This window comes from Micromonospora sp. NPDC049114 (genome assembly GCF_040648635.1).
In the GTDB taxonomy this organism is placed as follows: Bacteria; Actinomycetota; Actinomycetes; order Mycobacteriales; family Micromonosporaceae; genus Micromonospora.
Window position 1 is genome coordinate 521,311 of the sequence record NZ_JBEZEA010000001.1, and the last position, 14,410, is coordinate 535,720.

Here is a 14,410-nt window from a genome sequence, read left to right on the forward strand (position 1 = left end):
GCTCACTCCTCACGCTCACCGGGAACCGACCCTTGGGGCCGTCGCCAGCCGCGCCACGTCCCGCAGCACCTGGTCCAGGCTGCCCGCGCCGGCCCAGCGCACGACGGGCACGCCGTGCTCCCGGAGCTGCCCGATCATGGTTTCCCGGTCCAGTCGCCACAGGCGGTACGCCACCTCGGCCCAACCCCGATCCTTCGGCGGTGTGAGGTTGGCCGGCAGCGTGTCGACCGCCACCACGAACCGGCCGGAGCGGGCCAGCCGCGCCAGCATCTGCGCCGACCGCTCGTCCAACAGCGGGGTGAGGACCACCACCAACGCGTCCGAGGAGAGCTGCTGCGGGCCGAAGACCTGGTCGTACGGCTCGTGCTGGGAGGCTTCGGCGCGTACGTCGAGCAGCCACTCCAGGACGGTCAGGTACTGCCGGCGGCCGGCGGCGGCGCGCAACCGGCGGGCACCCGGCCCGTACTCCACAAGCGACACCCGGTCGCCCCGGTGCAGGTAGTGCTCGGCGATCGCCGCGGTGGCCCGCACTGTGGTGTCCAGCACCGACGCGGAGCCGTCCACGCCGCCGGAGCGCCCGGCCTCGGCGAGCACGTCGAGCAGCACCACCACCTCGGCGTCCCGGTCGGAGAGGGTGGCCGCCACGTGCAACTGCCGGGCGCGCAGCGACACCCGCCAGTCGACGCGGCGCAGCCGGTCACCGGGGGCGAAGATCCGTACGCCGGCCAGCTCGCCGCCCTCACCGGGCCGGCGGGAGTGGTGCGCGCCGACCAGGCCGGCGGCGCGGGGCATCGCCTCCACCGCCTCGAACGGTTCGGTACGCGGGTAGACCCGCACCCCGACCGGCTCGGTGAACACCGCTCGGGAGACCAGCAGGCCGCCCGCCGCGGCGACCCGCGCGCCGGCCGGGCCGACCGGATGCCGGCCCCAGCGCAGAGCCCGGCCGGCCAACTCCAGGTCCACCGCCTCGGCGGCCGGCAGCGAGGTCACGAACGGCCGGTCGGCGACGGAACGGCCGGTGCCGGGGGACGTGCCGGCAGCGGGCGGGGCGTCGGCGGGCGGGGCATCGTCGGCAGGGCCGGTGCCGGCGAAACCGGCACGGGCGATCCGCAACCACGGCGAGACCCGGGACCGCACCACCACGAGGTCGTAGTCGATCGCGTCCGGGTTGCCGACGCTGACGGCCGCCGACACCTCGCCGCCCTCGACGAGCGGTCCGTCGTCCCCGGCGGTGATCCAGACCTGCGGCAGCGTCGTGGGCCGGCGGCGCAGCGCGTACGCGGTGCCCAGTGCGAACGGGGCCGCCAGCACGACGAGATCGACCCGCCCCAGCAGGACCCCCGCCACCAGCAACAGGCCGGCGAGCAGCACCGCGCGGCCGAGCGCCGGGGTGGGCGCCCAGCCGGCGGCCGACTCCGGCTCGGCGGATCGCGGCGCGGGCGCGGTCGGGCCGGTCATCAGCGCCGGAGCCCGCCGGCGGCGTAGCTGGGCAGCGCGCCGCTGGCCGGGGCGGGCGTGGCCTCCAACACCTCACCCACCACGAAGGCCGGGTCGACGCGGCGCAGCCACATCTCCGGGCGCAGGGTGATCCGGTGGGCCAGGGCGGGCGCCGCCACCTCCTTGACGTCCTCCGGCACCACGTAGTCCCGGCCGCCGAACACCGCGCGTACCCGGGACAGCAGCAGCAGCGCCAGCGAGCCACGCGGCGAGGCGCCGACCAGCACCGACGGATGTTCCCGGGTGGCCGCGGTCAGCGACACGATGTACCGGCCGATGGAGTCCTCCACCACCACGTCCTCCAGGGCTGCCTGCATCGCCCGCAGGGTGGCGGCGTCGACTACCGGTTTGATGTCCGCCTCCTCACGGCGGCGGCCCATCCGACGGCGCAGCACCTCCCACTCCTCCTCGTGCTCCGGATAGCCGAAGGAGACCCGCAGCAGGAACCGGTCCAACTGCGCCTCGGGCAGCGGGTAGGTCCCCTCGTACTCGATGGGGTTGGCGGTGGCCAGCACGTGGAACGGCTCGTCCAGCTTGTACGTCACGCCCTCCACCGAGACCTGCTTCTCCTGCATGGCCTCCAGCAGCGCGGACTGGGTCTTCGGCGGCGTCCGGTTGATCTCGTCGGCGAGGAGCAGGTTGGTGAACACCGGCCCGGCCCGGAAGGCGAAGTCGCCGTTGCGCTGGTCGTAGAGGAAGGAGCCGGTGACGTCGGCGGGGAGCAGGTCCGGGGTGAACTGGAGCCGGCGGAAGTCCAGCCCGAGCGCCTGGGCGAAGGAGCGCGCGGTGAGCGTCTTTCCCAGGCCGGGCAGGTCCTCCAGGAGCACGTGCCCACCGGCCAGAATCCCGGCGAGGACCAGCTCCAACGCGTCCCGCTTGCCGACCACGACGGTGCCGACCGCGTCCAGGACGGCTCGGGCCAGGCGACCGACCTCGGCGGCGGGCATGCTCCGGTCCACGTCGTTCATCAGATCTTCTCCAGTTCGGCGACGATCACCGCGAGATCGCGCGGCGACGGGGGGCGGCGGGGCGGGGATTCCAGGAACGTCCACAGCCGGTCACCCAGCAGGGCACGGGCGCGGACCGGGTCCGACTCGCGGGTCACGGCGTGCTTCAGGCGCAGCCGTTCGTCGGCCAGTTCCGCGAGCCGGGGCAGGATGACCCCGGTGAAGCGTTCGGGTCGCGTCGTGGACCAGTCCAGTGGGAGTTCCCAGCCGTTGATGGCGGCGCGCAGCGCGTCCCGGGCGCTCCAGTTCCAGGTGCCGTCGTCGTACTGGGACACCGGAGGACGGGACCTCGCTGCCGGTGGCGGCGCGAGCGCGGCGGCGATCCGGCGCACCCCCGACACCGCGAACACCCCGGCCACCAGGATCACCAACGACACCTGCAGACCTACCGCCCGCAGGCCCACGACCAGCACGGCGACCAGTGCGGCGTTGCCGGCCAGGGCGCGGAAGACGCGCCCGGCCCGGCCACCCCGCTCCCGGTCGTCCTGCCTCGGCCGCTCCTCCTCGAAGGCGAGCAGGTCGTCGATGCTGGCGCTGCCGCTCACCGGCCCACCGTCCCCGGCCCGATCACGACGACACCTCGCGGGCGCCCGTCGTCACGATGGTGAGTTCACCGCGGAGCCGGCGCAGCGCGGCGCGGGCCTGGTCGCGGGTGCTCTTGTCGACCTCGCGCGTGGCGTACCGGGCCTCGCGGTAGACGTGCGCGAACTCGGCCAGCACGTCGGCGCTGACGATCGCCGGGACCCCGGTCGACTCATCACCCCGCAGCAGCCGGGTGACCAGGTCGGTCGGGGTGTCGCCGGGAAGCCGGGGAACACCGGCCGCGGCGGCGGCCTCCTCGAGGCGTACCCAGCAGGCGATCACCGCGACGCGCGGATCGGTGGCCTGGTCGTCCAGCTCCACCAGGCCGGCGTCCAGGGCGGCGACCACTTCGCGGGCGGTGCCCTCGGCCGTACGCCGGGCCCGCTGCGCCGGCAGCGCCCGCGAGGTGCGGCGCAGCGCGCCACGCAGCAGGATCCAGCTGAGATAACCCAGCACCGCGAGGATGGCCAGCCCGAGCAGAGCCATCGCCACGGTGGCGATCCACTGCGGGATGTGCGCCTGCGTGGCCTCGCCGGCGTCCCTCGGCTCGACCGGGATCGACGGGGGCGGCGACGGCGTGTCCGTCGGATATTCGGGCACCCAGGGGACGTTCTCCGCGGCCGGCGGGATCTGACTGGCGCCGATCGACGAGTGCGCCGACGCCAGCGCGGCGGCCGCGAGCAGCGCCGCCACCGCACCCACCGGACACCATCGGCGCAGCAGGCCGAGCACCGGGCGGACCACACCCGACCCGGCGACCGGGGACGGTGTGGGCGGGCGTGCTGCGCTCGTCATCGCCACCACCCCACGCGTTCTCAGTCCACTTCGGCCAGCTGCTTGGCCCGGCCGAAGACATCGTCCAACATCCCCGGTGTCAGCCGCCCGGTGAAGGTGTTCTGCTGGCTGACGTGATAGCAGCCGAGCAACTCCGGCACGGCCGCGCCGGACCAGTGTGCCCCATGACCGAACGCCGGTCGCGGGCTGGGCGGGCGCTGCCCGTACACCTGGCGCAGCACCGGCCACCACGCGGCCCAGGCGAACGCCCCCAGCGCGACCACGACGCGCAGGGTGGGCCGGATCAGCGTGACCTCGCGGTGCAGCCAGGGCGCGCAGGTGTCGCGTTCATCCGGGGTGGGTTTGTTGTCCGGCGGGGCGCAGCGGACGGCCGAGAAGATGCGGGTGTCGCGCAGCGCCAGCCCGTCGTCGGCGGAGACGCTGGTCGGCTGGTTCGCCAGCCCGGCCCGGTGCAGGGCCGCGAAGAGCACGTCACCCGAGCGGTCGCCGGTGAAGATCCGGCCGGTGCGGTTGCCGCCGTGCGCGGCGGGCGCGAGCCCGAGGATGGCGATCCGCGCGTCGGCGGGGCCGAAGCCCGGCACCGGTCGACCCCAGTACTCCTGGTCGCGGAAGGCGGCCCGCCGGGTGCGGGCCACCTCCTCCCGCCACCGGACCAGCCGCGGACAGGCGAAACAGTCACTGACGGCCGCGTCGAGGTCGGCCAGGTCGGTCGCCCGCGCGGCGCGGGCGACGACCTGGTCGGGGGTACGCGACTCAGCCAAGTTTGGCCCGGAAGAGTTCGAGGGTGCGGGCCCAGGCGCTGGCTGCGGAACGCTGGTCGAACGCCTCCGGCCGGTCGTCGTTGAAGAACGCGTGCGAGGTGCCCGGGTAGTCGTACAGCTGGCAGGTGCCGCCGGCCTCCTCGATGGCCCGCCGTGCGGTCTGCACACCGTCGGCGGTCGAGGTGCCGTCCTCTTCGGAGCAGTGGATGACTGCCGTCTTGCCGGCGTAGTCGACCCAGTCGGGGCGCATCGACTCCCAGGGCAGCACCGGATAGAAGCCGGCGGTGGCGACGATCCGCTCCGAGAGCGTCGCCGACCAGAGGGCCAGGCTGCCGCCGGCGCAGAACCCGACGGCGCCGACCTTGCCGGCGACCTCCGGCCGCCCCGCAAGGTAGTCGGCGGCACCGGCGATGTCCTTCGCCGCCTCGTCCATCCGCATCGACAGCAGCAGACGCTGCGCCTCGTCCGGCTCGCTGGTGGTCTCACCGTGGTAGAAGTCCGGGGCGAGGGCGACGAAGCCGGCCTCGGCGAACCGGTCCGCGACCGACCGGATGTGCGGGACGAGACCCCACCACTCCTGGATGACGATGACGGCGGGGCTGGTCGTGCCGCTGGCGGGTATCGCGAGATACCCCTCGCTCGTACCCCCGTTGCTGCGGTAGCTCACCATGTCGCCCATCGGCCGTCCTCCTAGCGGTCAGTCATCGTTGGCTGGTCGCCCAGTGGTCCTACGTGCCGGTAGCCTGCCATGCCGCGCCTCCGCCGGGAAGACGCCGGAACAGTGGCATTCACCTCCTGTTCGCCGGGCGGTGACCGGGAGTACGCCGACGGCGGCGGGGAACACTCCCCCGCCGCCGTCATCGGTCTCTCAGCTCGGTCTGACCTTTTCGGTCAGGCCTTCTTGGTCAGGCAGAGCACGTAACCCTTCTTGCCCGACTCGATGCTGTAGAAGACGTACCCCTCCTGGTCTTCCTTGAAGAACTCGTTGCAGGTGGTGTCGGCCTTGGCCTGAGCCTCGGTCTGCCCGTCGATCCGGCCCACCACGCTGTACGCGGCGTCGGTGGAGGTGCACTCGACGACCTTGGCGCCGTCGACCTCCTCCTCCTTGGTGCCCTTGATCTCGGGCAGCTCCGCGATGCAGTCACCGGCCTTGGCGTCGGCCGTCTCGTCCTTGTTCACGAAGTTGCCGATCGCCGCGCCGAGACCGAACTTCAGGCCGGCGACGACGAGAAACACGACGATCGCGCCGATGATGCCGAGCGCCTTCTTCCCACCGGACTTCTTCGCCTCCGGCTCGGCCGGGGGCGGCGTCTCGACGGCCGGCTGCTGCGGCGCGGCGTCGGACGCGGGGGGCGGTGCGACCTGCTCTGACACGGGGGTTCCTTCCGAGGGGTGAATGAGCAGACGACACCGTAACGATCATTGATTTCCGGCGTCGCCCCGCTCGCCTCGTCCGTTCAGCTATTTCCCAGCATCGTGTGCATGATCTGGTTCACATCGCCCGTCAGCTCGTCGCGGTAGGGGTCGGACCGCCACTCGGTGTGACGCTCGGCGTCACGCTCGGGCTCGCCGAAGGGGTCGGAACCGCGGGGCTTTCGCTCGGCGTCGACGTGTCGGTCGGCTGCGGTCCGCTCGTCGGCCGGCCGGGCATACCCGGGCCCCGCGGTCCGAAGGGCGCCTGGTCCGGGCAGTACGGGTACGCCCGCAGCAGCGGGTTGCCGTATTGCGCGGCGGGGTCGGCGCAGTCCGGATAGCCGAGTCGGATCGGGTTGCCGTTCTCGTCGAAGAGCCGGGCGTTCTCCACCAGCCGACCCTCGCTGTCGTAGACGAAGACGTCCCGGATCCGGTCGTACGGGTTGTCGACCGACGTCGGGTCGTAGCCGTAGTCGCCGTAGCGCATCCGGTCCTCGGCCTGCATCAGGGCGGAGAGCGCGAACACCACAAGCACCGCGCTGCCGACCTGCAGCGCCGACCGTGGCCAGCGACTCAACTGACCGGATCGGCGACCGAGCCAGATCGAGGCGAGCACGAAACCGACCAGCAGGATCAGGCCGGCCAGCAGCTCCCCACCGAACCGGGGCAGCAGGCCGAAGCTGCCACCCGTGGTGATCACGGTGACCAGCATCGCCGCCAGATAGCCGCGCAGCACCCACCAACCCGGGCGCAGCAGGCCGAGGAAGTCGCTGGCCGTCGCGTACCCCAGGGGTGGGCCGAGCCGGGTGTCGATCGCGCGCAGCCGGCCGCGGAGCCGGACCACTGCGGTGGCGACCCGCTGGTCGAGGTTGCGCCCGCCACCCACGCCGACGCCGGCGGCGGCGCGCAGCTCGGCGGCGTACGTCTCCGGCTCGCCCAGCCGCTCGACGAGGGTGCCCTCGGCCTCGGCGGCGACCTCGGTGAGATGGTCGGCGAGATCCTCGGTCAGCTCGTTGAGCCGGTCGGGCGGAAGGTCGGCCAGAGCGGCCCGGACCCGCGCCACGTAGTCGGTGATCTCCTGCTCCGTGACGGTCATGCCGCCAGCCCCCGATCGTCGAGCAGAGTGTCCATTGTGGTGGCGAACGAGCGCCAGAGCTTGCCGGAGCGGGTCAACTGGTCACGCCCGGCCGCGTTGAGTGAGTAGTACTTGCGGTGCGGGCCGGTTTCGCTCGGCACGACGTACGTGGTGAGCAGGCCGGCGGCGAAGAGACGGCGCAGCGTGCCGTAGACCGAGGCGTCGCCGATCTCCTCCAGGCCGGCCTCGCGGAGGCGGCGCAGGATGTCATAACCGTAGCCGTCCTCCTCCTTCAGGACGGCCAGGACGGCCAGGTCGAGCACGCCCTTCAACAACTGTGTGGTGTCCACGCATTGCACACTAGTGCGCAATGCGCAGTAGCGTCAACGATTCCGCCCCGACGGGCCGCGTCCGGTCTCAGATCAACACGACGTCGGTCAAGGGCGCTGGTGGCCTACTGGAGGCTCCAGGCGATGCCGTCGAGGATGTCGTGCTCGGAGGCGACCACCGAGGGCATCCCGGCCCGCTCCATGATCACGCGGAGCACGAGCGCGCCCGCCCCGATCACGTCGGCCCGGCCCGGGTGCATCACCGGGATCTCCAGCCGCTGCGCGCTGGTACGGGACAGCAGGTCCGCGGTCACCTGGGCCACCGCCTCGTACGACACCCGGGCGTGGTGGATGCGCTCCGGGTCGTACTCCCGCAGGCCCACAGCGATGGCGACCACTGTGGTGACCGACCCGGCGAGGCCGACCAGCGTGGCGGCCTCGCGGCCGGGCACCGCCGCGAGCGCCCGGTCCACGACGGCGGCGATGTCGGCCTCAGCGGCCGCCACCTGCTCCGGCGTGGGCGGGTCGCCCGGAAGGTGCCGCTCGGTCATCCGGACGCAGCCGATGTCCACGGAGATGGCCGACCGGACGCCGCCGGCGCGGTCACCGACCACGAACTCGGTGGAGCCACCGCCGATGTCGACCACCAGGAACGGCTCCACCGCGTCGGCGGGCAGCCCGCGCACCGCGCCGGTGAACGACAGCCGGGCCTCCTCGTCGCCGCTGACCACCTCGGGCTCGACCCCGAGGGTCGCCCGCACCATCTCCGCGAAGTCGGCGGCGTTCGAAGCGTCCCGGGAGGCCGAGGTGGCGCACATCCGCACCCGCTGGGCACCCAGCTTCTCGATGTCGGCGGCGTACGACGCCAGCGCCACCCGCGTCCGCTCGATCGCCTCCGGCGCCAGCCGTCCCGTCCGGTCCACGCCCTGCCCGAGCCGGACGATCTCCATCCGCCGGGTCACGTCGGTCAGCGGAGCCTGCGGCCCGGCCGACTCGTCGGGCAGGTCGGCGACCAGCAGTCGGATCGAGTTGGTCCCACAGTCGATGGCCGCCACACGCGTCGTCACCCGGCAACCCTACGACAGCCACCCGCCGGGGCACCGACGCGATCGGCGGGACGGACCGGCTGGTCGCCGATGAGCGTGATGCCTCTGTGTCATCTTGATGCCGCACAGGCATCACGCTCAACCGAGTGACCGGCCCCGACAGCTCGACGCCGAACGCGGCCGGGCCGCTACAGACGCAGCAGCATCCGGGTGTTGCCCAGCGTGTTCGGCTTGACCCGCTCCAGGTCCAGGAACTCCGCGACACCCTCGTCGTACGAGCGCAGCAGCTGCTCGTAGACCGGCTGCGGCACCGGAGCGCCGTCGATCTCCCGGAACCCGAACGAGCCGAAGAACCGGGTCTCGAAGGTGAGCACGAAGATCCGCGCGACGCCCAGCTCCCGGGCCGCGTCGATCAGCTCACCCACCAGCCGGTGCCCGATCCGCTGGCCCCGGCAGGACGGGTCGACGGCCACCGTGCGGATCTCGGCCAGGTCCTCCCACATCACGTGCAACGCCCCGCAGCCCACCACGACGCCGTCGTCGGGCCGGACCGCCACGCGGAACTCCTGCACGTCCTCGTAGAGGGTGACGGTGGCCTTGCTCAGCAGCCGCCGGTCGTCGGTGTACGTGTCGACCAACCGGCGGATGCCCCGGACGTCCCCGGTGCGGGCCCGCCGCACCAGGATCTGCCCCTCGGCCTGAGCTGTCATTCGGCCGGGGGCACGTCGACGCACCTGCCGCTCGCCCACCAGGGCTCGACAAGCGCCAACGTCTCGTCACCGAACGGGTTCACGCCGGGGCCAGCACCCAGGGCATGGCCGAGGTGCACGTGCAGGCACTTCACCCGGCCCGGCATCCCACCTGCGGAGATGCCCGCGATCTCCGGCACCTCGCCGATCGCCTCCCGGCGGGCCAGGTAGTCCTCGTGCGCGGCCCGGTAGTGGGCGGCCAGCTCCGGATCCGTCGTCAGCCGGTCGGCCATCTCCCGCATCAGCCCGGCCGACTCCAGCCGGCTGCACGCCGCGGTCGCCCGGGGGCAGGTCAGGTAGTACAGCGTCGGGAACGGGGTGCCGTCGGCGAGGCGGGGCGTCGTCTCCACCACGTCGGGCAGGCCGCACGGGCAGCGGTGGGCCACCGCACGGGTGCCCCGGGGCGTGCGGCCGAGCTGCGCCGCCACCGCGGCCAGGTCGGCCTCGGTGGCCGGCTCCCGCTGCGGCAGGGGTACGGAATCCGCCGCCGACTCCGGCGGTGGTGCGACAGTCACGGTGCTCGTCTCTCCTGGTGTGCTGGTCGGTGGCTCACTTGCCCGGCTGCTGGCTGTCCGCCGCCCGCACACTCGACCAGAGCGTGTCGTACCAGGTCGTCGGACCGGCCGGGGCGCCCGAGCCGGGCGACTTCCCGGCGTCGCGGGCGGCACCCTCCGGGTCGTTCAAGACCACCATCATCTTCTCGCCCGGCCGGCCCATGAAGAACCGCTCCCGAACCTGCGTCGTGATGTACTCGTCGTCCTGCCACTTGGCCGCTTCCGCGGCCAGCTTGGCGATCTCCTCCTCCTGCGCCGCCTGGGCGGCCTCCATCCGCTCGATGTCGGCCTGCTGGTCCAGGTAGACGCGCACCGGATAGGTGTACGCGAGGGCGAGCGCGATCAGCACCGCGCAGAGCACCGTGGCCCGGCCGGTGAAGCGACGGGGATGGGGTGCGGCGAGCCGCTTCACGGCACCGCCCGAGGCCGTCCGACGGGCGGCGGCCGGACGGTTCGCGGAGCGCACGCCCTCGGCGCCCCGGACCGCGCCCGGCGCCCGACCGGCGGCACCGCGCGGTTCGGCGCGTACGCCGGCGTCCCGGAGCGACCCACGGGTGGCCCGGCCGGCACCCGGTCGGCCGGACTGACCCGGTCGACGGGCGGGACGTTGACCACCCGGTGTGCGGCGCTGCATCGTCACACCCCTCCCCCGAGGCTACGTGTGGTGCCGAGTGCGTCGGGAAGCCCCGCAGTGGGGCTTCCCGACAACCTCTCAGGCCGAACGGTAACGCGGGAACGCACCCGCGCCCGCGTAGCGCGCCGCGTCGGCCAGCTCCTCCTCGATCCGGAGCAGCTGGTTGTACTTGGCGACCCGGTCCGAGCGGGCCGGTGCGCCGGTCTTGATCTGGCCGCAGCCGGTGGCCACCGCCAGGTCGGCGATGGTGGTGTCCTCGGTCTCGCCGGAGCGGTGGCTCATCATGCACTTGAAGCCGGCCCGGTGGGCCAGGTCCACGGCGTCCAGGGTCTCGGTCAGCGAACCGATCTGGTTGACCTTGACGAGGACGGCGTTGGCCGCCTTCTCCGCGATGCCGCGGGCGATGCGCTGCGGGTTGGTCACGAACAGGTCGTCGCCGACGATCTGCACCCGGTCGCCGATCGACGCGGTGAGCGTCTGCCAGCCCGTCCAGTCGTCCTCGGCCAGCGGGTCCTCGATCGACACGATCGGGTAGTCACCGGCCAGCTTGGTGTAGTAGTTGCTCATCTCCTCGGCGGACTTCGCGGCGCCCTCGAAGGTGTAGGTGCCGTTGTCGAAGAACTCCGTGGCCGCAACGTCGAGGGCGAACACGATGTCGGTGCCGAGCCGGTAACCGGCCTTCTCGACCGCCTCGGCGATCAGGTCCAGGGCGGCCGCGTTGGTGGGCAGGTTCGGCGCGAAGCCACCCTCGTCGCCGAGCCCGGTCGACAGGCCCTTCTTCTTCAGCACCGACTTGAGCGCGTGGTAGACCTCCGCGCCCGAGCGCAGCGCCTCACGGAAGGTGGGCGCACCGATCGGCGCGACCATGAACTCCTGGATGTCGACGTTGGAGTCGGCGTGCGCGCCACCGTTGAGGATGTTCATCATCGGCACCGGCAGCAGGTGCGCGTTCGGGCCGCCCAGGTAGCGGAAGAGGCTCAGCTCGGCGCTGCCGGCAGCCGCCTTCGCCACCGCCAGGGAGACCCCGAGGATGGCGTTCGCGCCCAGCTCCGACTTGCTGTCGGTCCCGTCGATGTCGAGCATCTTCTGGTCGATGAGCCGCTGCTCGCTGGCCTCGTACCCGATGATCTGGTCGACGATCTTGTCCTCGACGTTGGAGACCGCCTTCTCCACGCCCTTGCCCTGGTAGCGGTCGGCGTCACCGTCGCGCAGCTCGATCGCCTCGAACGCGCCGGTGGAGGCGCCGGAGGGCACTGCGGCGCGGGCCACCGTGCCGTCGTCCAGGCCGACCTCGACCTCGACCGTCGGGTTGCCCCGCGAGTCGAGAATCTCCCGGGCGACGATTCCCTCGATGGTTGCCACTGAGTCGCTCCTCGTTGTTGTGATCCGGTCCGTGGGTGGGCCGCGACGGTGCGGCTGAGGCAGGTGTTGAACGCAGCGTATCGGGCGGCGGGATCGGGCACGGCGTCGCCCGCGCACCCGAGTCGCCCCGCACTGACGGACATTCCCGGATTTCCGGGCGTCAACCGGCAACGGGTTTGCGCTGCGCCGACTTGATCCACCAGGCTGGTCGTCATGCCCGCCGCCTCGACCACCCTCCGCATGCTCGCCGTGTCGGTCATCGCGTCGCTCACGGTCACCGGCTGTCAGACATACGAGGACGCCGGCACCGCCATGGGTCGCTCGGATCTCGTCAACGACCTCGCCGCCCGCCTCGACCGGGCGCTGGAGTTGACCTACTCGGCCGACTACCAACTGCCCGGCGGCCAGAGCGCCGCGATCGTGCAGGCGCAGGATCCGGCCCGCTCCGCGTACACCTACCCGGGTGGGCGGCTCACCGTCACGCCGGACGCCGTCACCCGCTGCACGTCGACCGCAGGTCGGATGGCGTGCACGCTCGTGGCGCCACCCACCCCGGGCACCAAGCCCACCGTGGCGCTCTTCACCGAGGCGAACCGGCAGGGTCTCGTCACCCCACCGGTGGTGGTCGGGCTGCTGACCGCCGCCGCACTCGACCCGCAGGCGGTGATCAAGCAGAGCGACACCACAGTCGCCGGGCATCACGCCGCATGCGTCGAGGTGCAGCGCTCGGACGGCGACTTCAGCGCCTGCGTGACCACCGAGGGCGTGCTCGGCAGCTTCCTCGGCGCGGTCGATGGCAAGCCGATGGAGCTGGCGTTGAGCAGTTACTCCGAGACGGTGGAGACGAACGCGTTCGACCCGCCCGCCGGAGCCGGCGTGGTGGACCGTCGGCCGGGCGGCTCCTGACCGGCCCGACCGACCCGGTCAGATGCCCAGCAGGGTGCGCAGGTGGCGCGGGGGCGGGCAGTCCTGGGCGAGCATCGCGTCGTGCCAGTCGCGCACCGACACCCCGTCCGGGCGGGCCGCGGCGATCTCCGCCATCTCGCTGTACCCCACGAAGTAGGTGGACAGCTGCGTCGAGGTGAGCAGCGACCGGCGCCACTTGCCGGCCGCCTCGCCCTCCTCTTGGAAGCCGCGCCCGGTCATCAGCGCCATCGCCTCGGCCTCGGGCAGCTCCTCGGCGTGCACCAACTGGTCGAGCAGCGCGTTGATGGTCATGCGTAGCTGCATCTTGAGCTGCTGCAACCGCACCGGCAGGCCACCGAAGCCGAGCCCGGCCATCAGCTCCTCGGCGTACACCGCCCACCCCTCGACGAACGGGCCGGAGCGGGCCAGCGCCCGCACCCTCGTGCCACCGGCGTGCCGCCGGGCGTGGGCGAGCTGGAGGAAGTGGCCGGGCATCGCCTCGTGCACGGTGAGGTTGCGGACCATGTGGTCGTTGTACTCGCGGTAGAAGGAGTCCACGCGCCGCGCCGACCAGTCCGCCGGGGTGGGCGCGATGCAGTAGAAGGTCGGCAGGGCGGCGGTCTCCAGCGGGCCGGGCGCGTCGCAGTAGGCCACCGCGACACCCCTGGCGAACTCCGGCATCTCCTGGATCACGCACCGGTCGTCGACAACTGTCACCAGGTCGTGGAGGCGGACGAAGTCGGTAGCCTCGTCCAGGGTCACCCCGGCCAGCTCGACGATCGTCGAGTCGTCCGGGTGCTCGGCGGCGAGCACGTCCAGCGCCCGGCGTACCGTCGCGTCGTCGGCCGGACCGCCGACCAGCTCGACGGCCGCCGCCCGGATCTCCGCGGTCACCCGGTCCAGGTTGGCCCAGGCGCGGCGCTGGATCTCGGCGGCCCCCAGCTCGGTGTCGAGGGTGTGCCAGAGCCGCGCCTCCCAGCGGCGGCGACCCAGTCGCGGGTCGCGGCCGGGGCCGGCATCGGCGGCCAGGCCGGCGCGCAGCCAGGCGACGAACTCCTCCAGCGCGGCGATCGCGGCGGTGGCCGCCGGCTCGACCTGGCCGAGGCTGCCCGGGGCCTGGGCGAGCAGCGGCGGCAGCTCGTCGCGGATCAGCGCGGCAGTGCCGGTGAACTGCCCCACCGCCGTCTCGGCGTGGATCCGCGGCATGTCCCGCAGCGTCGCGCGGGCGGTGGCGAGCGCATCCGGTACGGCGGCGAGCCGCCCCGCCAGCTGCGTCAACCGCACCTCGGCCGGGGCGTACGGGCGGGCCAGCAACGGGTGCAGCAGCGGGCCGGGGTTGTGGTGCAGGGGATCCCACTCGTGCGACCGGATCTCGGTCAGCTCGAACAACTCCCGGTCCACGAAGGAGGTGAGCAGCGCGTGGTCCACCTGCTCGTCGACGTCCAGCGAGTCCGGGTCCAACTCGGACAACGCGTTCGCCGCGTCGGAGAGCATCACCCGGTCGGCGGCCAGCGCGTCGGCGGACAGATCCGGAAGCCGGGAGTCGAACCGATGATCCCCGGCGGCGGTGGCTACACCCGGCCGCGACTCCAACAGAGCCTCAACGACCCGCTCCGCGAGCACCCCAAATTCTTCCACCGGCCCCACCCTACCCAGCCCCCCGCGCCCACCTCGGTGATCAAGAGGTTTGGGTCGGATCC

General features: G+C 72.7%; 16 protein-coding genes. 1 reads left to right on the forward strand and 15 read right to left on the reverse strand.

Annotation, left to right across the window (positions count from 1 at the left end; translation table 11 throughout):
• Window positions 1–15: 15 nt before the first annotated feature.
• The 14 genes from AB0B39_RS02410 to eno form a co-directional block, all read right to left on the reverse strand.
• Complete coding sequence (locus AB0B39_RS02410; RefSeq protein ID WP_357493674.1) at window positions 16–1,458, reverse strand: DUF58 domain-containing protein; 1,443 nt, start codon at window positions 1,456–1,458, stop codon at window positions 16–18.
• Window positions 1,458–2,465 (reverse strand): MoxR family ATPase, encoded by a 1,008-nt coding sequence (locus tag AB0B39_RS02415; protein ID WP_357573301.1) that lies wholly within the window; start codon window positions 2,463–2,465, stop codon window positions 1,458–1,460. The genes AB0B39_RS02410 and AB0B39_RS02415 overlap by 1 nt, the downstream gene beginning before the upstream one ends.
• Complete coding sequence (locus AB0B39_RS02420; protein WP_357493672.1) at window positions 2,465–3,049, reverse strand: hypothetical protein; 585 nt, start codon at window positions 3,047–3,049, stop codon at window positions 2,465–2,467. The genes AB0B39_RS02415 and AB0B39_RS02420 overlap by 1 nt, the downstream gene beginning before the upstream one ends.
• Before the next feature lie 22 nt (window positions 3,050–3,071).
• Complete coding sequence (locus AB0B39_RS02425) at window positions 3,072–3,809, reverse strand: DUF4129 domain-containing protein (RefSeq protein ID WP_357573763.1); 738 nt, start codon at window positions 3,807–3,809, stop codon at window positions 3,072–3,074.
• 92 nt (window positions 3,810–3,901) lie between these two features.
• Window positions 3,902–4,642: a uracil-DNA glycosylase gene (locus tag AB0B39_RS02430; RefSeq protein WP_305076133.1), complete on the reverse strand. Its 741-nt coding sequence runs from the start codon at window positions 4,640–4,642 to the stop codon at window positions 3,902–3,904.
• The gene (locus tag AB0B39_RS02435; RefSeq protein ID WP_234584100.1) at window positions 4,635–5,321 is read right to left on the reverse strand and encodes a dienelactone hydrolase family protein; all 687 of its coding nucleotides are present in this window, start codon (window positions 5,319–5,321) and stop codon (window positions 4,635–4,637) included. The genes AB0B39_RS02430 and AB0B39_RS02435 overlap by 8 nt, the downstream gene beginning before the upstream one ends.
• Before the next feature lie 212 nt (window positions 5,322–5,533).
• Entirely contained in the window at window positions 5,534–6,016 is a 483-nt protein-coding gene (locus tag AB0B39_RS02440; protein WP_234584101.1) for a hypothetical protein, read from the reverse strand.
• Window positions 6,017–6,146: 130 nt separating this feature from the next.
• Entirely contained in the window at window positions 6,147–7,151 is a 1,005-nt protein-coding gene (locus AB0B39_RS02445; protein ID WP_357573302.1) for a hypothetical protein, read from the reverse strand.
• Entirely contained in the window at window positions 7,148–7,480 is a 333-nt protein-coding gene (locus AB0B39_RS02450) for a PadR family transcriptional regulator (RefSeq protein WP_234584103.1), read from the reverse strand. The genes AB0B39_RS02445 and AB0B39_RS02450 overlap by 4 nt, the downstream gene beginning before the upstream one ends.
• 104 nt (window positions 7,481–7,584) lie before the next feature.
• Complete coding sequence (locus AB0B39_RS02455; RefSeq protein ID WP_357573764.1) at window positions 7,585–8,514, reverse strand: Ppx/GppA phosphatase family protein; 930 nt, start codon at window positions 8,512–8,514, stop codon at window positions 7,585–7,587.
• Between the two features lie 179 nt (window positions 8,515–8,693).
• Window positions 8,694–9,215 (reverse strand): amino-acid N-acetyltransferase, encoded by a 522-nt coding sequence (locus AB0B39_RS02460; RefSeq protein ID WP_234584104.1) that lies wholly within the window; start codon window positions 9,213–9,215, stop codon window positions 8,694–8,696.
• Window positions 9,212–9,769 carry a DUF501 domain-containing protein gene (locus tag AB0B39_RS02465; protein ID WP_234584105.1) on the reverse strand — a complete coding sequence of 186 codons (558 nt, stop codon included), beginning with the start codon at window positions 9,767–9,769 and terminating at the stop codon, window positions 9,212–9,214. Before AB0B39_RS02465 ends, AB0B39_RS02460 begins: the two co-directional genes overlap by 4 nt.
• A 34-nt stretch (window positions 9,770–9,803) precedes the next feature.
• Window positions 9,804–10,442: a septum formation initiator family protein gene (locus AB0B39_RS02470; protein ID WP_234584106.1), complete on the reverse strand. Its 639-nt coding sequence runs from the start codon at window positions 10,440–10,442 to the stop codon at window positions 9,804–9,806.
• Window positions 10,443–10,520: 78 nt separating this feature from the next.
• Window positions 10,521–11,804, reverse strand: a complete 1,284-nt coding sequence (gene eno, locus AB0B39_RS02475; RefSeq protein WP_234584107.1) for a phosphopyruvate hydratase — start codon at window positions 11,802–11,804, stop codon at window positions 10,521–10,523.
• Window positions 11,805–12,017: 213 nt separating this feature from the next.
• Between eno and AB0B39_RS02480 the strand changes: the two genes are divergently transcribed.
• Window positions 12,018–12,710 carry a hypothetical protein gene (locus AB0B39_RS02480; protein WP_234584108.1) on the forward strand — a complete coding sequence of 231 codons (693 nt, stop codon included), beginning with the start codon at window positions 12,018–12,020 and terminating at the stop codon, window positions 12,708–12,710.
• A gap of 18 nt (window positions 12,711–12,728) precedes the next feature.
• Here the strand turns inward: AB0B39_RS02480 and AB0B39_RS02485 are convergent, their stop codons facing one another.
• A complete protein-coding gene (locus AB0B39_RS02485) occupies window positions 12,729–14,348 on the reverse strand; it encodes a DUF885 domain-containing protein (RefSeq protein WP_357573303.1) in 1,620 nt (539 codons plus the stop codon).
• Between the last annotated feature and the right edge of the window lie 62 nt (window positions 14,349–14,410).

Excerpts from the sequence above, each read along its gene's own strand:
- AB0B39_RS02410 (WP_357493674.1), bottom strand. The coding sequence starts at position 1,458 with ATGACCGGCCCGACCGCGCCCGCGCCGCGATCCGCCGAGCCGGAGTCG.
- AB0B39_RS02415 (WP_357573301.1), bottom strand. The coding sequence starts at position 2,465 with ATGAACGACGTGGACCGGAGCATGCCCGCCGCCGAGGTCGGTCGCCTG.
- AB0B39_RS02435 (WP_234584100.1), bottom strand. The coding sequence starts at position 5,321 with ATGGGCGACATGGTGAGCTACCGCAGCAACGGGGGTACGAGCGAGGGG.
- AB0B39_RS02445 (WP_357573302.1), bottom strand. The coding sequence starts at position 7,151 with ATGACCGTCACGGAGCAGGAGATCACCGACTACGTGGCGCGGGTCCGG.
- AB0B39_RS02460 (WP_234584104.1), bottom strand. The coding sequence starts at position 9,215 with ATGACAGCTCAGGCCGAGGGGCAGATCCTGGTGCGGCGGGCCCGCACC.
- AB0B39_RS02470 (WP_234584106.1), bottom strand. The coding sequence starts at position 10,442 with ATGCAGCGCCGCACACCGGGTGGTCAACGTCCCGCCCGTCGACCGGGT.
- AB0B39_RS02480 (WP_234584108.1), top strand. The coding sequence starts at position 12,018 with ATGCCCGCCGCCTCGACCACCCTCCGCATGCTCGCCGTGTCGGTCATC.